16 protein-coding genes are annotated in these 22,197 nt (G+C 59.7%); 4 read left to right on the forward strand and 12 right to left on the reverse strand.

The genetic code is table 11. The features are described from left to right. Positions 1–4 precede the first annotated feature (4 nt). The gene (locus tag ASD46_RS11655; protein ID WP_013761561.1) at positions 5–1,357 is read right to left on the reverse strand and encodes an aspartate aminotransferase family protein; all 1,353 of its coding nucleotides are present in this window, start codon (positions 1,355–1,357) and stop codon (positions 5–7) included. Positions 1,358–1,395: 38 nt separating this feature from the next. After that, complete coding sequence (locus ASD46_RS11660; protein WP_013761562.1) at positions 1,396–2,130, reverse strand: SDR family NAD(P)-dependent oxidoreductase; 735 nt, start codon at positions 2,128–2,130, stop codon at positions 1,396–1,398. 233 nt (positions 2,131–2,363) lie between these two features. Between ASD46_RS11660 and ASD46_RS11665 the strand changes: the two genes are divergently transcribed. Both ASD46_RS11665 and ASD46_RS11670 read left to right on the forward strand, forming a co-directional pair. Beyond that, positions 2,364–4,010: a GNAT family N-acetyltransferase gene (locus ASD46_RS11665; protein WP_060642285.1), complete on the forward strand. Its 1,647-nt coding sequence runs from the start codon at positions 2,364–2,366 to the stop codon at positions 4,008–4,010. Positions 4,011–4,070: 60 nt separating this feature from the next. After that, complete coding sequence (locus ASD46_RS11670) at positions 4,071–5,225, forward strand: amidohydrolase (protein ID WP_013761564.1); 1,155 nt, start codon at positions 4,071–4,073, stop codon at positions 5,223–5,225. Positions 5,226–5,255: 30 nt separating this feature from the next. Here the strand turns inward: ASD46_RS11670 and ASD46_RS11675 are convergent, their stop codons facing one another. The 5 genes from ASD46_RS11675 to bcsN all read right to left on the reverse strand — a co-directional run bounded on the left by ASD46_RS11675 (position 5,256) and on the right by bcsN (position 14,301). Then, positions 5,256–7,598 (reverse strand): cellulose synthesis protein, encoded by a 2,343-nt coding sequence (locus ASD46_RS11675; protein WP_013761565.1) that lies wholly within the window; start codon positions 7,596–7,598, stop codon positions 5,256–5,258. Then, positions 7,595–8,650 (reverse strand): glycosyl hydrolase family 8, encoded by a 1,056-nt coding sequence (locus tag ASD46_RS11680; protein WP_013761566.1) that lies wholly within the window; start codon positions 8,648–8,650, stop codon positions 7,595–7,597. Before ASD46_RS11680 ends, ASD46_RS11675 begins: the two co-directional genes overlap by 4 nt. Then, positions 8,647–11,130, reverse strand: coding sequence for a cellulose biosynthesis cyclic di-GMP-binding regulatory protein BcsB (locus tag ASD46_RS11685; RefSeq protein WP_060642286.1), 2,484 nt, complete (start codon positions 11,128–11,130; stop codon positions 8,647–8,649). The genes ASD46_RS11680 and ASD46_RS11685 overlap by 4 nt, the downstream gene beginning before the upstream one ends. Then, positions 11,127–13,316, reverse strand: a complete 2,190-nt coding sequence (gene bcsA, locus ASD46_RS11690) for a UDP-forming cellulose synthase catalytic subunit (RefSeq protein WP_003510865.1) — start codon at positions 13,314–13,316, stop codon at positions 11,127–11,129. The genes ASD46_RS11685 and bcsA overlap by 4 nt, the downstream gene beginning before the upstream one ends. A gap of 82 nt (positions 13,317–13,398) precedes the next feature. Further along, a complete protein-coding gene (gene bcsN / locus ASD46_RS11695) occupies positions 13,399–14,301 on the reverse strand; it encodes a cellulose biosynthesis protein BcsN (RefSeq protein ID WP_013761568.1) in 903 nt (300 codons plus the stop codon). Between the two features lie 433 nt (positions 14,302–14,734). Between bcsN and ASD46_RS11700 the strand changes: the two genes are divergently transcribed. Then, on the forward strand, positions 14,735–15,919 hold the full coding sequence (locus ASD46_RS11700; protein ID WP_003510869.1) for an AGE family epimerase/isomerase: 1,185 nt from the start codon (positions 14,735–14,737) through the stop codon (positions 15,917–15,919). Positions 15,920–15,967: 48 nt separating this feature from the next. On the opposite strand, the gene ASD46_RS11705 is transcribed toward ASD46_RS11700, so the two are convergent. From ASD46_RS11705 to ASD46_RS11725, 5 genes are read right to left on the reverse strand one after another with little or no spacing between them, the layout of a single operon-like run. Continuing rightward, entirely contained in the window at positions 15,968–16,933 is a 966-nt protein-coding gene (locus ASD46_RS11705) for a glycoside hydrolase family 26 protein (protein ID WP_003510877.1), read from the reverse strand. 12 nt (positions 16,934–16,945) lie between these two features. Then, a complete protein-coding gene (locus tag ASD46_RS11710; RefSeq protein ID WP_003510879.1) occupies positions 16,946–17,449 on the reverse strand; it encodes a DUF995 domain-containing protein in 504 nt (167 codons plus the stop codon). Between the two features lie 15 nt (positions 17,450–17,464). Continuing rightward, the gene (locus ASD46_RS11715; protein WP_025595678.1) at positions 17,465–19,393 is read right to left on the reverse strand and encodes a glycosyltransferase family 2 protein; all 1,929 of its coding nucleotides are present in this window, start codon (positions 19,391–19,393) and stop codon (positions 17,465–17,467) included. After that, on the reverse strand, positions 19,390–20,373 hold the full coding sequence (gene galE / locus ASD46_RS11720; RefSeq protein ID WP_013761570.1) for a UDP-glucose 4-epimerase GalE: 984 nt from the start codon (positions 20,371–20,373) through the stop codon (positions 19,390–19,392). Before galE ends, ASD46_RS11715 begins: the two co-directional genes overlap by 4 nt. Before the next feature lies 1 nt (position 20,374). Beyond that, positions 20,375–21,397, reverse strand: a complete 1,023-nt coding sequence (locus tag ASD46_RS11725; RefSeq protein WP_013761571.1) for a UDP-glucuronic acid decarboxylase family protein — start codon at positions 21,395–21,397, stop codon at positions 20,375–20,377. 396 nt (positions 21,398–21,793) lie between these two features. Between ASD46_RS11725 and ASD46_RS11730 the strand changes: the two genes are divergently transcribed. Continuing rightward, the gene (locus tag ASD46_RS11730) at positions 21,794–22,144 is read left to right on the forward strand and encodes a hypothetical protein (protein WP_060642287.1); all 351 of its coding nucleotides are present in this window, start codon (positions 21,794–21,796) and stop codon (positions 22,142–22,144) included. Positions 22,145–22,197 lie beyond the last annotated feature (53 nt).

The following is a 22,197-nucleotide window of genomic DNA, read 5'->3' on the forward strand; positions in this document are numbered from 1 at the left end:
GTCATCAGGCGCGTGCGGCCGCAACCTTGTCCAATCCCCGCTTAACGCCGGCGAACAGCTCATCAAGCTGCTCGGCCGTGATGATCAGCGGTGGGCAGAAGCAGATAGATTCGCCGATCGGGCGAGTGATAACGCCCTCATCCTCAATGCCGGCGGCAATGGCGAGCGTCGCATCGCCCGGCTTCGTACCTTCCCACGGCTTTATCTCCAGCGCGCCAAGAAGACCGACGCCGCGCGAGGAGTGCACCAGCGGATGGCCGGAAAGCGCTTTCAGATGATCGAGGAACTTGCCTTCCAGCCTCGCGACATTACCGACCAGATCGCGCTCCTGAATAATCTTCAGGTTTTCGAGACCGACGGCCGTCGCGACCGGGTGGCCGGAGGCGGTATAACCATGGCCGAAGGAGCCGATCCGGTCGGATTCGTCGGCGATCGGCTGGTAGAAACCGTCATTCATGATGATCGCCGACAGCGGCATGTAGGATGAGGATATCTGCTTGGAAACGACAAGCACATCCGGCTCGATGCCGTAGGTCTCGCAGGCGAACATCTTGCCGGTGCGGCCGAACCCGCAGATGACCTCGTCCACGACAAGCAGAATGTCGTATTTCTTCAGGATCGCCTGCACACCTTCCCAATAACCTTCAGGCGGAAGAAGAACCCCGCCGGCACCCATCACCGGCTCGCCCCAGAAGGCGGCGACGGTTTCCGGGCCTTCGCTGAGGATCAGATCTTCGAGTTCCTTCAGAATACGCGCGGTAAAATCCGCCTCGCTTTCACCTTGCTTGCCGAAGTGCACATAGGAGGGGCAGGCCGTATGCAGCATGCGGTCCAGCGGCAGGTCGAAGCTTTCATGGTTGCGCGGCAGGCCGGTGATCGAGGCAGAGGCAATCGTCACGCCGTGATAACCCTTGATGCGGCCAATGATCTTCTTCTTGTCCTTTTTGCCCAGCGCATTGGAGCGATACCACACCATCTTGGCAACGAGATCGTTCGCCTCCGATCCCGAAGACGTGAAATGGACCTTCGACATCGGCACTGGTGCAAGTTCGATCAGCAACTCGGCAAGATCGACCGACGGGCCGTGCGTCTTGTAGGAAAAGGTGTGGTAATAGGGCAGCTTCTGCATCTGCTTCGTCGCAGCGTCCACCAGTCGCTGTTCACCGAAGCCAAGCGCCACAGACCAAAGCCCTGCCATCGCCTCGATATAACGCTTGCCGCTGCTGTCGGTCACATAGATGCCTTCACCACTTTCGATGACCAGACCACCGGTCTTTTCGAATTTACGCAGATTGACGTTTGGATGCATCTGGTAGGCGATATCGCGTGCCTCGACGGAATTCGGCAGAATGGTCATGGGATAAAGGCTCCGTTTCGGTTGGATGGGCTGAAGCGTCAGACGTGCTGGCCGCCATTGATGAGAATTTCTGCGCCGTTGATGTAGCTCGACTGCTCCGAGCAGAGGAAGTAGATGGTCTGCGCCACCTCCGCCGTGGTGCCGAGCCGCCCGAGCGGGACCTGCGCCTCCACGAGTTCAGCGGTTCCGGGTGAAAGGATGGCGGTGTTGATTTCGCCGGGCGCTATGGCATTGGCGCGCACGCCGCGCGGGCCGAATTCATGCGCCAGCTCCCGTGTCAGCGCCGCAAGTCCCGCCTTCGATGCGGCATAGGCGACGCCCGCGAAAGGGTGCACCCGCGAGCCGACAATGGAGGTAACGTTGACGATGCAGCCTTTTGCCGCCTCCAGTTCCGGCAAAAGCGCACGGGCCAGAAGCGCCGTCGAGACGAGATTGACGTTTAGCACCCGCGTCCAGATCTCCGCCGTTGTGTCGGCAACGCCAAGGCGGCCACCGCCTTCGCCCTTCGGCGAGATTCCGGCATTGTTGACGAGTGCGGCCAGCTTTCCTTCCGGCAGGCGCGAGCGCACCTCGTCGGCCAGATCGTCGATGCGGGACAGGTCCTCCAGATCGGCCTGGATATGGCTTTCGCGCGCAGATGGCCAGCGGCATTCCTCCGAAAAGGGTTGCCGCGATACGGTCAGGATTCTCCAGCCTTTTTCCTGAAACAGCTTGACGGTGGCATGCCCTATTCCGCGGCTCGCACCAGTCAAAAGCATAAAAGGAACAGCCATGAGAGAACTCCTTTGCCATGCGAACCGTTGAGCCGGTCGCGCATTCAGTCCGCATGTTAGAGTGCTGCGACCCGCTGACAAGGGCTATTTTGTCGCGGTGCACGAATGGGAGCCGCGTCACGGGCTAATCCCATTTGATATACGCCTTTCACCCGAAGGGAATATTTGAAGCCGGCCAATTGCTCATAAAATGCAACCTCCCGAATCTGTGATCCGTATTGGGAGGGGGACGAATGCGTATCGACATCATCGACACCGACGCAGGCTTCGAGGCTATCCGGCAAAACTGGGAAACGGTGTTCATGGCCGATCCCCATTCCCGACACTTCCTGTCCTGGGGCTGGCTGCGGGATTACATGCCGCGCCGCAAGCGCTGGTTCATCCTGGCGCTCAGGGAACGTCCCGAAGGCTCGCCCTATGTGGCATTTTTTCCGCTGCGCATCGTCACCGAACCAGACAAGAAAACCGGCCGCTTCCACGACAGCATCGTCATGGCTGGCAATGCCGCGGCGGATTACACCGGCTTCATCACTCTGCCGGAATATGAAAATAACGCGGTTGCCGGTTTCTGTTCCTATATTCGGCAGCAGAACTGGACCGAACTCAAGCTTGACTATCTTTCCGGCCCACCGGAGCGGCGCGACGCGATGATCCGCGCGCTTCAGGGGCCGCTCGTTATGTTCCGCGACAACATGCCGACCAACCCCTATAACATCAACAATTGCATCTGCCCGGTCGTGGCCCTGCCGGACACGTTCGACTCCTATCTCGACAGCCATATGAGCAGCCAGTCCCGGCAAAAGCTCCGGCGCTTCATGAGGAAGGTGGAAGGCGGTGACGAATACCGCATCACCTTCGCAACGAGAGAAACAATCAAGCGGGACATGGGCATCCTGTTCGATTTCTGGCGCATCCGCTGGGCGCCCCACAAGGGCAAGGAGCGCACCGAACTGTTGATCGGCGCAACACGGCAAATGCTGATGGATGTCTATATACGCGGCGATCTGGAAGTGCCGGTCCTCTGGTTCGGCGACCAGCCGCTCGGCGCGCTTGCCAACATCATCGACCGGCAGAAAAAGTCGGTATTGTTCTACATTACCGGTCGTGACGAGAACTGGAAGACCCCCTCACCCGGCCTTGTACTGCACGGACACTGCATCCGCAGGGCGATCGAACAGGGTTTCAAGACTTATGATTTCCTGCGAGGCAACGAGCCGTACAAATATTTCTTCGGCCCGGAGGAGCACAAGCTCAGCTGCACGCTGTTCCGCACCCGCTCAGGCGACAATCTCGGCGGCAAGCTCCACCCGCGCAGCATACGCTTCGTCTACGAAGAGGGTCTCAAACTTTACAAGACGGGCAAGAAGGCGGCCGCCAACATCGCCTTTTCCCAGGTGCTGGCAGCCGCGCCCGATCACCTTGGCGCACAATTCGGGCTGGCCAATCTGACCTTCGACCGCGGTGAATTCCGCGAAGCGGAAATCGCTTTCCTCGGTCTCCTCGGCAGCGGTCAGGACCCGGTTCTGCTGTGGATGCGCATAGGCGAAGCGCGGTTGGCGCAACAGCAATATCACGAGGCGTCCGAAGCATTCCGTCAGGTGACCAATCGCGCCCCCTTCCACCGCGAGGCGCTCTACAAATGCGCCGTGGCGCTGATTGCGGCCGAAAGAACGATGGAAGGCGCCGAAATCCTCGACAGATTGCAGCATTACCATTCTGACGACGCTACGCATCTGGAATATGCCGAAAAGGCGCGCGCAGCCCTTGCCCGGCTGGAACTGGGAAAGGCCAGGATTCCGCTGCCTGCCGATGTCATCACGCTGAGCGCCAGGCCAAAATCGACGGGCAAGCGCTGGCGTCCGCCAAAGGTTTTGCATTGAACGTAATGACCTGTAAGTTGCGGCAGAAAAAATCGGCCGGACGACTTGCAAGGGTTTTTTATGTTTCTGACCAACAAGGATATGCTTGACCTCATCGAGCTGCGCCATGATCTGCACCGCCATCCGGAAATTTCCGGCGAGGAGAAGGAAACAGCGCGGCGTATTCGCGATTTCCTCGAGCAGGCAAACCCGGATCGGATGTTCACCGATCTGGGTGGTCATGGCGTGGCAGCGGTCTATGACAGCGGCAAAAGCGGTCCGGTAGTCCTAATCCGCTCGGAACTCGACGCTCTGCCCATTCAGGAAAAAACCGACGCCGAATACCGCTCCGGCACAGATGGTAAGGGCCATCTTTGCGGCCATGACGGTCATTCCACCATTCTGACGGCGCTTGCACTTGGACTTTCCAGAAAGCGCCCGGAAACCGGCAGCGCCGTACTGCTCTACCAACCGGCAGAAGAGACAGGTGCGGGCGCGGCCGCCGTCATCGCCGATCCGCGCTTTGGCGAAATGAAGCCGGATTATTCCTTTTCTCTTCACAATCTTCCAGGCCTGCCATTCGGCCATGTCAGCGTGGTGGAAGGGCCGGTCAACTGCGCATCACGCGGCATCAAAATCCGCTTCTCCGGCAAGACCGCGCACGCCTCCTCACCGGAGCATGGCGTCTCGCCGATGCGGGCGGTATCTGAGTTGATGCCGGCTTTGACCGATCTCGGCTCCGGCTTTCCACCGCAACCCGATTTTTCGATGGTGACAATCACCCATGCCGTGATGGGTGAAGCGGCCTTCGGCATTTCTCCGGCAGACGCGGAAATCTGGGCGACGCTCCGGACGCTGACAGACGACCGAATGGAAAAACTCTGCGCGGATGCGGAAGCGCTGGCAAAAAAGGTGGCCGAAGAACAGAAACTGACACTCGATATCGCCTATGACGATATTTTCCTGCATTGCGAAAATGCGCCGGAAGCCGTCGACCATATCCTGCGGGCGCTGACTGCGGAGAAAATTTCCCACGGGTCGGAAGGTTTGCCGATGCGGGCCTCCGAGGATTTCGGAAGGTTCCGCGCCGTCTCGTCATCGGCCATGTTCTTTTTGGGCGCAGGCAAGGACTATCCCAACCTGCACAATCCCGACTACGACTTTCCGGATCGGCTGATCGATATCGGCGCACGCATCTTCATGCGCATCATCCGCAACCTCACCGACGCGGGGTAAGCAACGGCAGCCCATTGCCGCCCAACGCCATCAGCCGCCCTGGGGCCCTCTGCTTGGCCGGGCGGCACGGACCGCTGCCAGTCCCCTGATGCCCTCCTTATCGCCAATGGACGTCAGACTCTCGAAAATCTGCGCAGCATCGGCGTAGCGGTTCATGGCAAGATAGGAATAACCGCGCAATACCATGAGATCGGTACGCTCATCGGCAAGCCGCGCCCGCTGATCAAGCAGGAGAAGCGTTTCCGCATAACGTTTGGACTGGAAGGCGGAAACCGCCCTGTCGGCCAGGATTGAAACCTGCAACTCAGTCGCGCGCGGACGGTCCATGCGCGATTTCGTCGCCGAGACAGCGGCATGGTCCGTCAGCCCCATGCGCAGATAGGCAAGGCTCTGGCCATAGGCCGCATCGCTTTTAACAGTCGACTGGCCGCCGGCAATGGCGGATTCGAAAGCCTTCAGGGCTTCCGCCGGCCGGTTGGTCTCCATCAGGCACCAGCCGAGATCAAGCGCCTGCTGTGCGGGCAGGCGCTGGGGATCGGGATAGACCGCGCAGGAGCGTGGACGTGACGAGGCACTTACGGTCCTCTGCGTCTGCGCTGGCAGACGCGCCTGCTTGCGCGAAGGTTCCGGAGCCGGCTGCTGGACAGACGGCTGGCTATAAGCCACCACTGTCTCAGGCTGCGGCGCATAGGGCGCGGGTGCCGTTGTCTGGGAAGCTGTGGCGACAGGCGGTGCGGTGACGGGCGCTATCTGCTGCGCGGACTGGTCCACCATACGTGCCGTTCCCACATCAGCGATGCGTTGCGAGCGGCTTGCCCATTGCTGCTGTATGCTGCGCAGACCGGCAAGATTGCGCAGATCGTGATAGCTGACTGCCATGCCATAGGCCGACGGTTCGTCATCGGCTTTCCAGCCAAGTGCTGTGCTGAACCATTGCAAGGCGAGCGGCGTCTGCCGGAAAGCAAGCGAATACCAGCCGAACTGCTGCGCGGTCGCCGCATCCTTGCGAGTTATTGTTTCAGCGGCGATGCGCTGCAGCACATCCGGCGGCAGGACCACAGGCGGCTCAAGCGCCAGAAGATTGGCTGTCGCGGCAAGATAGGTCGCAAGCCCGTCGTCCGAAGCGGTGCGCCACTTATACATGACCTCCTCAGCTTCACGTGGCTCGTTGCGGTCGATCAGCGCCAGCGCCAACCCCTGCGATGCAGACGCGCTGTCTTCCTCTTCCCGCGCTTTGCGAAACCACTTTTCCGCCTCCGCCATGTTCTTCTGGCGGATATTATACCAGCCGAGCAACAAGGCATCGCTTGCAAGCTTGTCGGTCTCGGCAAGCCTTTCAAGCCGCATCAGATAGGCGGAAGGAACGGAAATTCCCTCCTTCTCCCCTGCCTTGGCCACGAACTGGCGGGCGAGATCGTTCTTGACCGGTTCGAATTCCAGCTGACCGTCTGCGTTGGGCTTTTCCTTGGCAAGCAAATCGCCGATCATCTCCGCCGGCAAAAGCGCGGACGCCTTCTGCACCGTGGCGAGCCTGTCGCTTGGCGTCGTGCAATTGTTGAGAATGTAGAGATAGGCGTCGCGCGCCCGTCCCATGCGGTCGGTATTGGCAAACGCATCGGCAACCCGCCACAGGACATCCACCTCGCTACAGGTCAGCAGGCCGGGATTGCTGGCGGCCGCGTCCACCACTGTCGAATATTGCTTGAGATCGGAAGCGTTGACGAGCCGCTGGCGAGCCTCGGCGAGGGAAAGCATGCCGGTCAGATTGTCGGGAGGCTGCCAGCCGGGTTCCGCCTGCTGGCGGTCGGCGATCGCCTTTCTGACCTCGGCGTAACGGCCGTCGCTATAAAGCTGCCACATGGCATCGAGCCGGGGATCGCCGTTAACGGGAATGGCGAGCGGATCGGCAGGCGGTGTCCAGTTCGGATAGAGCGTGCGCAGCCTCGCGATTTCAGCCTGAAGCCGCTGGGTATCGCCCTTGGCCGCGAAATAGCGCAGCGCGCTGAGATCGACCTCGGGCATGTCTGATGACGCCGGCTGGGTCTGGCGGGGTGCGGGCGCCTGCGCCATTTGGGGCTGCGATATCTGTCCACCCGTCTGTGTCTGCGTAACCGGCGGTTGCGGATCAGTCGCCGGCACCGTTACCGCTGGCGTCACGGGTTGGGTTAGCTGCGCCATCTCGCGATTTTTAAGGAACGCGTTGATCTGGGCCGGATTGGCTGCCGCTGGAGAAACGCGCTGCGCCGCACGGTTGTCGCCAACCGCCGAAGTATGAATGTCCGATACACGTCCGAGAATGGTGTCGCGCCAGTGGAAGGCGGCGAGCGCAATCAGAAGCAGGATGAGAGCCGAGGTAGACAGCGGTTTGTTCATCGGCACTCCCCGTTATTCCTTGCCAGAAACGACAATGCCAGAAGATGCAATGTAGAAGGATAATAAAGCGTTGGCTGAAAGCCTTTCAGTTCGGCAGGCACAGCCGGGCCGCCGCCGGCGCAGGCCGCGAGCGCCGGAATGATGCGATAACCGGGATCCGACAGAACGTCCTTGACCGCGCCGCTCTTGAGATCGAAGGTTCCCGCAGCACCGCTTTCCAGCGTCATGCCGTTTTTCAGGCGGTCAAGCAGCTCCGGCGAGCCCATTTTCGCCCTTGCAAGATAAAGCGGAATCCGCACTGCATTGTAACCAAACTCGGGCGGAAACGCCGATGCCGGTTGCGGTTTCGTCTTCATCGACACCCAGTCGGCTGGCAGTTTCCTGTCGCTGAAAGCAAACGTACCGATCTGCGCCACGCCGTCGTCGGCGAGCGCCTTCCAGAGTGGCGATGGTGCGACGAGATTGAGGACCGGAAATGCTTCGAAAATCAGGTAGGAAGGATTGACCACCGGGCCGTCGCCCCGGTCAACCTCGCCAAAGCCGCTGGCGGCGGGCAAAAGCAGCGTTCGCCCGCCGCGCTGAACGACAGTTTTCTTGAGGACGGCCGATGCGATGGCCGCCGATGCCTCGGCATAGTCCTGCCGGTTCCACTGCGCGGCAGCCAGCGCCAGCGCGTAGGCAATCAGAATATCGCCATCCGTGGCATTGTTGATGTCAGTCACATGCGGTCTGGTGCGCGGATCCCATTTCCACGCTGAGAGACCGTCGTCGCGCACCAGGAGTTCCGTGCGGGTAAAACTCCATATCAGCTCGAAGTCGGCAATGTTCTCTGAAAGAACGGCAAGCCACATGCCGTAACCCTGGCCTTCGCTATGGCTGATATTGCCGTTACCGGTATCGATGATGCGCCCGCCGGGATCGAGAAACGCACTTTTATAAGCCGACCAGGCCTCAGGCGAGACAGATGCGGCGCGGGCAATCGAGATGCTTGAGATCAACGCCATCAGCGACACGCAGAAAATGCCGGCAAGTCTAAAAATCCCACGCCTCATCGGTGTCGCCCCATCATACGCAGCATCGCGAAGGTGGCAAAGCCCAGGAGCGACACGAACCCGATGAATGCCAGCGAATAGGAAAGAACATTGGAAGACAGCCAATTAGCAGCGATCAGCCTCCAGTTCGAGAGGGAAAACGCCCGCGTGACGTAGAAATACGGCTGCCCCACCTCGACCGTTTCGATCTTTTCTGCACCGGCATCGTAAGCTGCGACCCGCCCGGTGACGTCGCGCCAATGGTTTTCACGCACCATCGAAGACATGCCGTCACGAAGCTCCGCCGACGTCGGGGCGGTAGCCAGCGTCCAGACCCCTTCGCCGGAAGGGCTTAGACCCTGCACCAGCATGAAGGAGACATTGCCGGGCGGCGCATAGGGCTGCTCGGCCGCCGGCAGGAAACGCAGCGTATCGGAACTCAGATCGAAATTCCGCTTCATCCACTCCTCAAAGGAGGAAACCTGGCCTTGCCAGATGCCGCCGTCCACCCGCTCTCGCCAGTCATTAAAGAGGGTTTCGCTGTTCTGCGCAGGCGGCTGAACGCCCGTTCCCATTTTCCAGGATATCTGGCTGGAAGGGACAAGATTGAACTGGCTGATCAGCGATTGCGGGAATTGCGAAATCGTCCCGACGAACAGGGCGTCACGGTCCCCGATCACCAGCGGAGAGGCCACGGTCTCGACATTGATCGGATATCCCGCAGCGCTTGCCAGCCGGCTGACCAATGTCGCCGCCGCCGACATGGTGTCGGTATCGAAACGATCAAGCGACAGCGCGACGGGATTTGCGGCAAACCTGTAGGGCTGCCCGGCACCGGACATCGCGGCGAGATCCGGTTTGCGACCGATCTGCGCGTAATCAGGAATATGGATTTCCGATGTGTCGAACAGGGCAAAACGCGGGGTCGTGCTGGCCGGCGCTCCCGGCGCGCAGACCTGATCCTGCGCCGCCATCAACACGGCCTCGATGCTGATCTTGTTCGGGCCAGGCTTGAAGTGGCGCATCGTCACATTGATGGGCAGATGCCGGAAAATGCCGCCACCATTGTTGGAGATCGGCACGGTCGAGGCGATCTCGTCATTGACGTAGATGTCTATGTGGCTACCGGGCAGCACCTGCGAGGAATAGGCGGCATCGAGCAGCATGGCCGCCTCGCCATAGGCCGACGCATAAAAATCTGCGGGCATGCCGACGTAGAATTCGTTGCGGAAACGCCGTCCACCAAATTCGCTGCTCTCAAGCCCAAGCTCGGAAAGCGCGATGCGACGGTCCGACATGACGAGCGGCACATCCGGCGCATGCCAGCTGCGGGTGGAAAAGGTCGTTCTCTGGGCACCGGGCGTGCGCGAGATCGAGGAAAACAGCGTCTCAATCGCCGCCTGTACCGCCTGCGGGGTGGGACCGCTGACGAAGAGTGGCGAGAGGCCACCCGGTGCAGTGGTATCGAAGCCGGCAAAAGCACCCGCCGACGCCTCGGGCGGCACCGCGCCGGTGAAGCCGGCAATCTCGCGTGCGGTGCCGACAAGAACCACAAGCGTTCCCGCCTTGCGTTCGGCGGAGGGTGCTGCCACGAAACGGATCGTCTGGTTCGGCATCTGGGTTCGGAGCGCCAGAGCCTGCGAAAGGCGCAGCAGCGAATCTGCAAATGCCGGATTGCCGAGCGCAGGTGCAACGATCTCGATCGACGTTGCAGCCTTGGCGTCAGGACCGGTTGCCTGGATATCGTCAATATTGGTGAAGTTGCCCGCGACATCGGCGTTAAAGCCGATATAGGTATTTGCCGGATTAACATCGGTCCACAGATCATAAGTGGACTGGATCGTGCAATCGGTTCTGTGGCGCTGCTGCACGCCAAGCGTCACGACATTTGCGCCCACCTGCAGGACACCGGGTGGAATTTTCAAGGAAACATTGCCCTCACCGTCGGGCGCCTCAATGCGCGCCGTCTCCAGCGGAACATTGTTGAGGCTGACCTGGAAATTCGAGTCTTCCGGCGCGACCACGATGGCGTTCTGATAACCAATATTCAGCGAAACGGCGGCATTCACCTGCTCGGGCGTCAGATAAATGCTCCACTGCCGCCGATCCATTTCGCCGGAAAGGCTGAGCTTTTCGTAAGGCAAGATATACCGGCGACGGCTATCCGCCGCGGGTGACGATGCCTGAACGGGTGCGGGTCTCGCCTGACCCTGCGGCGGCATGGATACGGGTGGCGTCAGCGGCCGCAGCGGCGGTTGCGGCGCAGGTGCGGGCTGCATTACCACAGGAGGCTGGCCCACTGCAGGCTGGGTCGATTGCTGGGCTGGCTGCGGCTGGCGCGGTACAGCGGGGGGAAGTGTCGGCGACGGCACGGGTGCCGGGGCTGTCTGTGCGGGCTTCTCCGGCGACATGTCGAAGGGTGAGGACTGCGCCATCGCACCGGTTGCGACGACACCCAACATCAGCGTCAGTGAACTCCTGATAGTTTTACCGCCGTTCATTTTACAACTCCGGCAGGTTTGACGGTTTTGGAGGCGGGCCGGAGCGCCTTGGCCAGATAGAACAGGCCGCGCTGCGTCTGGAACAGCGATATCGCCAGAAAGATCGCCGTGCCTCTGATGAGGCCGGGGTTCTTGCGGCGCACGCGCTGGAACTCGCTCCATTGCTCGGAATTGGCGAAGATCAGGTCGGCGATCAGGCGATGATCGATGGCGCGCTGCGGCGAGAATGTGCAGCCTATGGAAATGAAACCGTCGTTCCGGACCGTGCGGACCACATTGATGGTCATGGTTTCCGGCACGCCCTCGCTATGAGGCTTCACCCTAATGATCGCTGTCGTGTTCTTTTCGATAGCGGTGGTGCTGTCGAAAAGATTGATCAGCAGGCCATGCACCGACACGTTGTCAATGGAGGCCGGCACCCATGCGTCACTACCCTCAAGCTTGACCTCGCAGCGCCGCTTGACGGTGATGCGCCGCGACGCCGATTTTTCGCCGCGCTCGGAGACGACGCCAAGCGCACAGCCCGCGAAGATAAGGTTGAGCAGGTTCCAGCCGCCGACGACGAGTGTGACGTCCGCCTTGTATGGCTCGGCGTAGATGCGCCAAATGGCAAAGGCCATCGCAACCAGCAAAAGTGCGAAAATGACGAAGAACGGGCGGCTGATTTCCGAAAGCCGCGCCTCGGCGATGGATTCGTCCTTCGCCGTCACCTTGAAGGTCGGCTTGCCGGGATTGAAGATCACCGACACGACGGCTGGCAGAAGGTGGACCGTCTGCACATATTCGTAGAGTTCAGAAATCCACGGCCAGCGGAAGCTGCCATAGAGATAGTTCTGCATCATCAGGTTCACGAGCATATACGCGGCCGTATAAGCCAAAAACTCGCCGCCGGAAGCCACGAAAATCTGAAGATCGAAGAACAGGTAGAACAACGGCGCAAACAGGAAGATCGTGCGCGGGAACGGGAAAAGCCAGAACAGCGTCGACGACATGTAGCAAAGACGCTGTGTGAAGGAGAGACCACGGCGGAATAGAGGCTGGCGAAAGATCAGGATCTGCATCATGCCCTGCGCCCAGCGGCTGCGCTGGCCGATGAAGCTTGCGAAGGTGGCCGGTTGCAGCCCGGCGATCAGGGGCTTGTCGACATAGACGCTGTTCCAGCCGCGCGAATGCAGCGCGAGCGCCGTTTCGCAGTCCTCGGTGATGCTGACGCCGCTGAACCCTTCTGTATCCAGCAGTGCCTCGCGCCGCAGCACGGCGGCGGAACCACAAAAGAACGCGCCGTTCCACTTGTCGAGACCGCGCTGGATGATGCCGTAAAACATCTCGTTTTCGCTCGGCATCGTCTCGAAGGTGCGCAGATTGCGCTCGATCGGATCGGGATTGACGAAGAAGTGCGGCGTCTGCACCAGAAAGAGCCGGGGGTCTTCTTCGAAATAGCCCACCGTTTCCAGAAGGAAATCGCGCGCCGGCGCATGGTCGGCGTCAAACACCGTCACCAGTTCGCCGGTCGAGTGGGCGAGGCCATTATTGAGATTTCCGGCCTTGGCGTGGACGTTGCGCTCGCGCGTCAGATAACGCACGTCGAGGTCCTCGCACAGCTTCTTCAACTCCTCATGGCGGCGCTGTGCCGCCTGCGCCTCGACGATATTGCTGGCATTGCGCTTCTGCACCGAGCCGCCGTCGTCCAACAGCCAGACGGTAAACTTGTCGGCCGGGTAATCCATGTTCTTGGCCGCCGCCAGCGTATTGGCGAGAAGCTCCGCGTCCTCGTTGTAACTCGGCACGAAAACATCGACCGTCGGCCGGTAATCGGGCGAGCCAGGCCGGGTCTTGCGGGAAGGCAGCGGCATCGACACGATGACGAGGCTGAGACCCAGCATCACGACGCTGTACATTTCAGCGAGATAAAGCAGAAAGCCGGGAATGAAGTTTTCGAGCTGGTTGACGGGCGGCAGCGTGCTCGTGGTGCGCCAATAGACATAGCGAAGCACGATGGCCGTGCCGAAACCAAGCGCCACGAGCCGCCAGGCTCCCTGCCCGTTGAAACTCTTTATTGTTGCGAGAAGGACAAGCGAGATCGCCGTGGCGACCAGGTGCGTCTGCAGGCTGACCGGCATCGTGACGATGGCCAGAACGCAAAGCGACACAAGAAACCAGACAATGATTGTGATGGCCTTGTTCATCCCGAAACTTTCCGCTCTCTTCCCCGCCCGGAATTTTTACCGGGATCTTTTGCAATGCCCTCTTCTGCTGTTGCTCCAGCCATCACCTGCATCCCGGAGGCGCTGCCGAACCGGACAGACATGTGGGCGACGGAATAGCCACCTGCGGAACCTGCGTCGGCTGCTGGCTCTCCACCTGCACGCTGGCCGCGCGCCTGCCGACTACAGCAGCAGGCCTCGCGGGCTGGGCGGGCGCGCCAACGGATGCGGGTGACGGAATACTGACTGCCGCCACCGGCGGTAGCGGCTGCGCCGTTGGCTGAACAGGCGTGACGGGTACGGCAGCACGGCGCACGGGTTGCAATGGTATGCTCGCAGTCACTTCACTGCCGGGCCGCATCGGCACCTCATTGGTCTTCATGGGATAGACCGGATGGCCCGGCCGCCCAAGGTTCTGATCCACCGCCTGCGGCGTGCCATAGGGGTTCCAGCTTTGCGAGGCATAGGTGCCGGTGATCGTGTAATTATACATGACCGTCAGAAGCTGCTCGACGCTTGCCCCAGACTGGCAGAGGCGCAGTCGCACCTTGATACGCCCCAGGTTGCGGAAATCCTGCCGCATGCTTTCGGGCGAGCGGATGTCCTGCCAGCCATAAAGGCAGGTATCGCTGCCTCGGCCCTTGCCGGCCGCATAAGAAAAGGCGCCGTAACCGTTCTGCAGATAATTCGCCGACATGACGATGTTCTCACCCGGAAACTCCGAGCGGATTTCCCGCGCGACGGAGGATGCCTTAAAGCCGGAGAAAGTCAAAGCATCGCGATCAGTGTCGCCGGCTTGCTGCGGACCGAAGAACTCGGCCTTGATGTAGTTCTGTCCGGGCGTAGCGGCTTCGGCGCGCAATACGACCTGCTGTGCCACGGCATTGGAGTAGGTGCGATTGACTACGGTGACGATTTCCGGACCGCCGGGCGGTGGGAAAACCAGTGCTTCGGACGCAGACAACATCTTTGCGCTCCCGAACGACCTGACGCCCGAGGGAGTATTGCAGCTCGAAAGAACTGCAATAGAGAATAGCAATGAAGTAAAGGCAGAAAATTTCACTGCCCCGTGCCCCTTTATTTCCCCAAGCCCTAACAGGTTAAAAGGAGACCGAATCACTAATGACCAGACCATTGTTACGAAATACTGGAGGCAGGCGAATAAGCAATATCAAATTTATATTGTAATTTCTGATGCTTTGTGGCCTCCGAATCGTTTCGGATCCCTTCTTTGCCGGACGAGACGACGGAACCAAATCGCGCTAGTGCGGGTTCGCTCGGCGTGAGGTCGATATTTTTACGGTTGCAGCGCAATATGTCCCATGGTCTACTTGCGTCTATAATGACGTATTTTTATTGATCACTTTTTTCATTCAACTGTAAAAACAGAGAGTTGACGCATGACTGTGCAATTTCCGAGTATCTCGCAGGCGCTTGCCGAAGAGATCGGAACCTTACGGAAATGGCTTGAAGAGGACGCGCTACCGCTGTGGTGGGAGGTGGGCTCCGCCCGTCCGGACGGCGGTTTTTACGAGCGCCTCGGCCAGGATGCGAAACCGGTTTTTTCTGATGAGCGCCGCGCCCGCGTGCAGCCCCGTCAGGCCTATTGTTTCGCTGCCGCCGGCCAGAACGGCTGGCAGGGCCCGTGGAAGGATGCGTTGCTGCATGGGCTGAGCTGGTTCGAAAAGGTCTATCGCCTCGATAACGGCCTTTACGGCAACCTCGCCGACCAGACCGGCAAGCTGATCGATCCGTCCTTCGATCTCTACAATCAGGCTTTCGCGCTTTTCGCCGCAGCACAGACGGCCGCAGCCCTTCCCGACCGCAAGGACGAGATGCGTGCCCGGGCGCTCGAGATCCTCGCCGTCCTCAATCGCGACTACAAACACCCCGTCGCCGGCTTTGAGGAAGCGAACCCGCCGCGCACGCCGCTGTGCTCCAATCCGCATATGCATCTTTTCGAGGCGATGCTTGCCTGGGAAGTGCAAGACCCCGAAGGTCCATGGACCGCGCTGGCCGACGAGATCGCCGGCCTTGCACTCACCCGCTTCATCGATGGCAGCAATGGCGGGCTACGCGAATTCTTCGGCCATGACTGGATGCCGTTTGAAGGCGAGAAGGGCCGCATCATGGAGCCCGGTCACCAGTTCGAATGGGCCTGGCTTCTGGTGCGCTGGGGCAGCCTGCGCAACAATGGCGAGGCAATCGCCAAGGCCAAGCGCATGTTCGAGATCGGCGAAGCGCATGGCATCTGCCCACGCCGCAAGGTCGCGATCATGAGCTTGTACGATGATTTTTCGGTACATGACGGGCTGGCACGGCTCTGGCCGCAGACGGAATGGCTGAAGGCAGCCTTGCGCCTTGCCAGCGTGACCATTGGTGAAGAAAGACAGCGTTATCTTGCCTCGGGCCTGAGGGCCATCGGCGCGCTGCAGCCTTTCCTCGACACACCGGTCAAAGGACTTTGGTTCGACAAATGGCCGGCCGACAAGCCGATGCTGGACGAACCGGCACCGGCCAGCACTTTCTACCACATCGTCTGCGCCATCTATGAGGCTGAGGCCGTACTCGCCTCCAGCCATTAGAGTCCGGGCGGGCGAGCGGGCCGGGCGTCCGCTCTACCCGCTCCAGCCTCAGTTAAGCCGCGCCGGGCGCACAACGCGCCAGTCGGGCTTGCCAAGATTGTGCGGCCATGGGTGCACGTCCTTGTCGTTGAAATAGACGACCTCTTCCAGCTTGGGAAAATCCGCCTGTTTCAGCGTCACGTCGTTCATCCATGGACGGACGTAGGAATCGCCGCCTTCATAACCCAGTTCAGCAACCCAGACCGGTTTATTGAAGGTTTCGACAAGCCCATAGCCCTTGCGCAGGAGATCGGTGAACTTCTGCGGCCCGCCATATTCGATCTTGTCATAGTCCTCGAGACCGAAGACCGAGAGACCGACCAGGTCCGCGTAATTGTCACCAGGATAGTAAGCGCGCAGACCGTCGAGACCTTTCGGCGACCACATCACCTTGACGCCGGGGACCGCCTTGCGGGTCATGTCCACCATGCGTTTGTAGGCCGTGATATAGTCCTGCGGGTTCCAGCCCGACCACGAGAAGCGGCCGGATGTGTCTTCCATTTCCTGTCCCCAACGCAGGATCAGCGGGCTCTTCATTGCGGACATGCGTGCGGCGATCGCCTGCATGTTCTTGTCGTAGTCGCCTCCCATAACCTTGCGGCGCAGCTCGTCGGAGGTGAGCCGCCAGTTGACGTCCCATGACCAGGGTTCGACCGTGATCAGGACATTACGCTTGCGCTCCAGAGCATAGGCATCTGCGAGCGCGAGGCTGTCGAGATCCACGTCCTCCCAGGGCAGGAACAGATGTTCCGTCGCCACCCCGGTCTGGCCGGTGAAATCGCCGTGCGGATCGTAGGCGCCGAAGCGTATACCATCCGCGTGCAATGTCGGACGTTTGTCGGCAAGCGTCTTCATGCCCGTGGAGCCCATGGGCGCGACCCCCTGGGCATCCAGTTTGAATATGGGGTACATGCTGGCTGAAGCAGCAACAGCAGCCCCGCTTGCAAAGAGCAGTCTTCTTCTTGTTATTTGCATGACACTTTCCTCCTACCTCGTCGCAGTCATCGCCTTGCCATAGGCGGCGATTTGCGGGGTGACGTCGTCCTTGCGGACAAGTTTCAGGAATTCATCTCCGGGCCGTGGCGGATTATGCCGGAAGACGTACCAGGGGCCGCCCTGCTTGCGCTGGTAAAGCACCTGACCGATGCGACCGTGGTCGAAACACGTGTCGGCCTTGCCGTTTCCGGCATCGGTTTTCCAGGTAGCGCGCATGCACAGCGTACCTTTGGCATCGACGGTCCAGCGGCCTTCACCGACGGCCTTCTTGCCTTTCTCTTCAGTCAGGGCGATGAACTTGCGGCCATCGGCGATGAAGCGTCCACCACCAGTCTCCCATTTCCAGGTCTTGTCGTAATACATATCTACGACTTCGCTGGTCCGGAGCGGTTTCGGCGTCTTCGTGCCGCCCGCGGCGTGGACGGCACTTGGCGCGATCACCGCAAGGCAGAGTACGAAAGCGGAGAACCCGCATTTGCTTATTGTTGTTCTCATCACAGCCTCCTCCTTCTATTGTCCGACCCTATTGTCGGCCAGCATGATTTCTCCGGTTGTCATGACCGGTGGCGGCACCATGGGCTCCGCCTGCATGTTTCGAATTCCGGGCATTCCCGGCAGTACGATGCGCAGTTTCAGACGCACCGATCTCGCTCCCTCCACGCCAGCACCGGCCACGGTGAACCGCGTTTCGGTGAAGCTGACATAGGGTTGCCCGTGCGACAGGGCCTCCAGCCCACCAATCGCATGGGAGCTGAGTTCCGCGGCACTACCTGCCACAAGCAGTAACGAACAGGCGGCAACCGTCGCCCCACCGCGCAATGCCGGCAGCCGTGGCAAGCCGTTTTCCATGGTGTGTCGGACGAGAAGAAAAACCGAAAGGCCCGCGTAGATCGCCACATTGATCGCGGCGAAGACGAAGAAACCTTCCGCAGCGTTTTCACGCGGCGCCAGCACCATTGCGAGAAGGCTTAGTGCCGCCAGAACCATGTAAGGCGCGATTACACGCAGCGGCAGCGGCGGTTTTGCCTGCGTGCCCTTGGGTGTAATGCGAAAGTCGACGAAATCACCACGGATCGTATCGCGTATCGCCGCAAGCACACCCATCAACGACCAGGGCCAGCGCAGGAACAGAAACACGATGGCTTCCCACCCGAAGAGTTTCGCATCATGCGGGCGAAAGGCCCCCGTGGCCCGCCAGAAAAAGGCGAACACGATCATGATGAGCGAAATCGGCAGGAAATGCGCCAGAAACACTGGATAGGAGGCATTGACGAGTACCTGGCCGCTCAACAGTGCAAAAGCGGGAAGCACGAACATCAGTGCCATGAAGCCGGAAAACAGGGGATACCAGAGCTGTGAAAACAGGAACTGGAATTTCAACCGCAAGGGAAGCTTCGGCACGTAATGCCGCGAATATTGCAAGAGGATGGTCATCAGACTGCGTGACCACTGGAATTCCTGCACCACGAGATCGGTAAAAGTCACCGGCCCGTCGCCATGCGCGATTGCGTTGACGGCATGGACGCCGCGCCAGCCGCCCGCATTCATCAAAAGCGTGGTGGAATGGTCCTCGGCAAGCTCGGGTCCCAGACCGCCCACCTCACGCAGGGCTTTGGTGCGCACGGCGTAATGCGAGCCGATACAAAGCGGCGCCCAGCTGTTGTTGTAACCCAGCTGCAGGGCGCCGTGCAGGCTTGCCTCGGCATAAAGCCTGCCACGCGCAGCCCAGCTCTCCTTTGCATTGGCATCGCAGATGCTTGGTGCGGAGACATATCCAACCGCCGGATCGGCGAAAGGACGGATGATTTCACTCAGATAGTCCGGTTCCGGAACGTGATCGGCGTCGAATTGCGCGACGAAATCATAACGCTCATACCCGTAATGATCGTAGAAATAAGCGAGATTGCCTTCCTTGCAACGGGTGCGGCGAGGCCATGTCTTGCGGTGATAATCGACGACACCCCTCCGGGTCGAAACGAAAACACCGTGCGCGCCGCACCATTTCAACGTTTGCGCATCCGGGTCCTCATCCGCAAGCCACACGTCAAATTCCAGGCCCTTCTGCTCCAGCATGGCCTGCAGCGTCTTTTGTACTACGGTAAATGGCTCCGACGGCGCCTTGGTTACAACCATCGCCACCCTGCCCTGCGGCAGAGGAGAGCGCCGGTCGACGACCCTTGCGTTCAGGAAGATGAAGATGAAATAGGACGGCAGAAGCGTGATCCACGCGAGTGTTACCGTAACGATCGTAAAATACGGCCAGTCGATGACCCGATCCCGGTCCAGCCACCAGATCCAGAAATAGGCAAGCGTCACCAGCCAACCGCCAATGCCGAGACGATAGGCCATGCGGTTCCAGCCGGTGAAGACGGGCAGCATTGGCAATTGGCCCGCGACGGGACGCGATGATGGTACGGAAGGGGTAGAGCGAGCTTTCATGACAGCACCTCCAACCCGAAGCCGGGACCAGCCGTGCGGATGATGGTGTCTATATCGGAGCGCTTCGGCGCAAAGCCGAGGGTCGCCCTCGCTCTTTCTATATCAGCGAACAGGGCGGGCGGATCACCGGCGCGCCTTGCGCCGAAATGTACCGGCACTTCCTGTCCCGTGACGCGATGGATCGCGCGGATGATATCCCCGACCGATGTGCCGTGGCCGGAGCCGAGATTGACACGCAGGGTCTCGCCGCCATCGGAAAGATAGTTGACGGCGGCCACATGGGCGTCAGCCAGATCGCTGACATGGATGTAGTCGCGGATACAGGTGCCGTCGCTGGTGTCGTAGTCCTGGCCGAAGACGTCAAGTTGCGGCAGCCGCGAGGCGGCGGCCATCAGTGCCCGGGGGATCAGATGGGTTTCCGGCTCGTGGCGTTCGTAAAGTTCGCCATCCGGGTCGGCACCCGCCGCATTGAAGTAGCGCAGAGCGACGAAACGCATGCCATAGGCGGCAGCGTAATCATCGAGCGCCATTTCGAAAATCAGCTTCGTACGACCGTAGGGATTGACCGGGATCTGCGCCGTTTCCTCGCGGATCGGTAATTGCGGCGGCACGCCATAGGTGGCGCAGCTGGAGGAAAATACCAGCCCGCCGATATTCTGGTCGAGACAAGCATCCAGAAGCGCCAGACTGCCGCCGACATTGTTGCGGTAATATTTGCGCGGATCCTCAACGGATTCGCCGACATAGGCATTTGCGGCGCAATGGATGACGAAGGCTGGCGAGAACTCCTTGAGCGTGGCCTTCAAGAGACTACGATCCAGAATGTCGCCTTCAATGAAGGGACCCCAGCGAACTGAATCCGCGTGACCCGTCGAGAGATTATCGTAAGCAATGGGCTTGAAGCCGGAATGCGCCAGCGCCTTGCAGATGTGGCTGCCTATGAATCCGGCCCCGCCCGTGACGAGGATTGTACGGGACATCTCATACGGCCTCCGCAACCTTCTTGCCGGCCAGCAGCGCATCGAAATAGACGATGGTTTTCTCCAGACCGGTTTCGAGCGGTACGCGCGGTTGCCATCTGAGCATTTCCTTGGCACGCGAAATATCGGGACGACGCTGCTGCGGATCATCGATCGCAGCGGGCAGATGCACGATGCGCGAGCGGGAATTCGTCATGCGGATGACGATATCGGCCAGCTGCCGCACCGGAATTTCAGTCGGGTTGCCGAGATTGATCGGTCCGGTGCAATCCTTCGGCTTAGCTGAAAAACGCAGGAACCCGTCGATCAGATCATCGACGTAGCAGAAGGAGCGCGTCTGGCTGCCGTCGCCATAAATGGTGATGTCCGAACCCTTCAGCGCCTGGACGATGAAGTTGGAGACCACCCGCCCGTCATCGGGGCGCATGCGCGGCCCATAGGTGTTGAAGATGCGCCCAACCTTGATATCGACGCCATAAAAGCGGTGATAATCGAAAAAAAGCGTTTCGGCGCTGCGCTTGCCCTCATCGTAGCAGGCTCGCGGCCCGATTGTATTTACGTTGCCGAAATAGCTTTCCGGCTGCGGATTGACGAGCGGGTCGCCGTAGACTTCCGATGTCGAGGATTGCACCACGGTTGCACCGCATCTGCGAGCGACTTCGAGAACGTTGACCGCGCCGAGCACATTGGTAAGCAGGGTGCCGACTGGATCACGCTGGTAGTCCGGCGGCGAGGCCGGCGACGCGAAGTTGAAGATCAGCGAGACGTCGATGTCATAGGGCTTGCGGACATCATGCTCGACCATCAAAAACCGCTTGTTGGCTTGCAAATGCTCAACATTCACGGTCCGTCCAGTCGAAAGATCGTCGAGACAGATCACCTCATGACCGCAAGCCAACAGACGTTCGCAAAGATGGGAGCCAAGGAAACCAGCCCCGCCGTTGACCAGAACGCGCTGGCCTGGCCGCCACTCGGAATAGATTGTAGCGCCGTTGTCATGGTCGTTGGGAACGAAATTACGCATTACACACTCCTCCCAATGAGGAACCAGCCCGGCTGATTCGACTTGAACTAGATCAAACTCCAGATTGCAGGATATTTCGAATGTCACCTCCGGTTTTTATTTCTTCTGGAGGTTTTAATATTTGGATTCGGTATATTTCAACTTTTATGATAGGCGCGTCATAAAACAGGTCAACTTTATTTTATCGAAATATTACAATTGATTACCCCGAATTACTCGTATTAATCACTCGATTTAATACTTTTTAACTACGCCTCCATTATGCCTTTCTTATTGAGCATTAGCGCAAGCTTCGCTCAACCAGTCGGGACTATTCTGGTTTTGTAAGGCTCGGTCCACCGGGGCAAAACCACCCGGCGAGATGCGACAGCTAGTCGATTTCAGGGGACATACATCATGAATGAAATGCCTTATTCCCATAACAGCAAAGCGGCCCGCCGCTGTCGTTTTGCACTTGTTGCCGCCGCACTTGCGACGTTCACTTTCGCTACGGCCTCGTGCTCCGTCGTTGAAGATGCCGTTCTGATCAAGACCGCATCTGCTAATACGGCGACGATCAAGAGCCGGGTTGCTCCAGCCAAGGCGTCCTACGGCTATGACAAGACAGGCAACGCAGCCGTCACGCTTGTTGCCGATACTTACGAGACACCGACGATATCGCCGCGGCATTCCTATTCCGGTTCTTCTCCCTATATCTGCTCACCGAGCGGATTTGGTCAGAAGTCCCGCTGCTTCCTGAGGCCCTGAGCCTCAGGCATAACCTCTGCTTGAAACTGGCGTCCTTGCGGCATCGGGCCGCC

This window comes from Rhizobium sp. Root491 (genome assembly GCF_001427205.1).
GTDB lineage: Bacteria > Pseudomonadota > Alphaproteobacteria > Rhizobiales > Rhizobiaceae > Agrobacterium > Agrobacterium tumefaciens.

Coding starts and splice junctions, on each gene's coding strand:
- ASD46_RS11655 (WP_013761561.1), bottom strand. CDS start 1,357: ATGACCATTCTGCCGAATTCCGTCGAGGCACGCGATATCGCCTACCAG.
- ASD46_RS11660 (WP_013761562.1), bottom strand. CDS start 2,130: ATGGCTGTTCCTTTTATGCTTTTGACTGGTGCGAGCCGCGGAATAGGG.
- ASD46_RS11665 (WP_060642285.1), top strand. CDS start 2,364: ATGCGTATCGACATCATCGACACCGACGCAGGCTTCGAGGCTATCCGG.
- ASD46_RS11670 (WP_013761564.1), top strand. CDS start 4,071: ATGTTTCTGACCAACAAGGATATGCTTGACCTCATCGAGCTGCGCCAT.
- ASD46_RS11675 (WP_013761565.1), bottom strand. CDS start 7,598: ATGAACAAACCGCTGTCTACCTCGGCTCTCATCCTGCTTCTGATTGCG.
- ASD46_RS11680 (WP_013761566.1), bottom strand. CDS start 8,650: ATGAGGCGTGGGATTTTTAGACTTGCCGGCATTTTCTGCGTGTCGCTG.
- ASD46_RS11685 (WP_060642286.1), bottom strand. CDS start 11,130: ATGAACGGCGGTAAAACTATCAGGAGTTCACTGACGCTGATGTTGGGT.
- bcsA (WP_003510865.1), bottom strand. CDS start 13,316: ATGAACAAGGCCATCACAATCATTGTCTGGTTTCTTGTGTCGCTTTGC.
- bcsN (WP_013761568.1), bottom strand. CDS start 14,301: ATGTTGTCTGCGTCCGAAGCACTGGTTTTCCCACCGCCCGGCGGTCCG.
- ASD46_RS11700 (WP_003510869.1), top strand. CDS start 14,735: ATGACTGTGCAATTTCCGAGTATCTCGCAGGCGCTTGCCGAAGAGATC.
- ASD46_RS11705 (WP_003510877.1), bottom strand. CDS start 16,933: ATGCAAATAACAAGAAGAAGACTGCTCTTTGCAAGCGGGGCTGCTGTT.
- ASD46_RS11710 (WP_003510879.1), bottom strand. CDS start 17,449: ATGAGAACAACAATAAGCAAATGCGGGTTCTCCGCTTTCGTACTCTGC.
- ASD46_RS11715 (WP_025595678.1), bottom strand. CDS start 19,393: ATGAAAGCTCGCTCTACCCCTTCCGTACCATCATCGCGTCCCGTCGCG.
- galE (WP_013761570.1), bottom strand. CDS start 20,373: ATGTCCCGTACAATCCTCGTCACGGGCGGGGCCGGATTCATAGGCAGC.
- ASD46_RS11725 (WP_013761571.1), bottom strand. CDS start 21,397: ATGCGTAATTTCGTTCCCAACGACCATGACAACGGCGCTACAATCTAT.
- ASD46_RS11730 (WP_060642287.1), top strand. CDS start 21,794: ATGAATGAAATGCCTTATTCCCATAACAGCAAAGCGGCCCGCCGCTGT.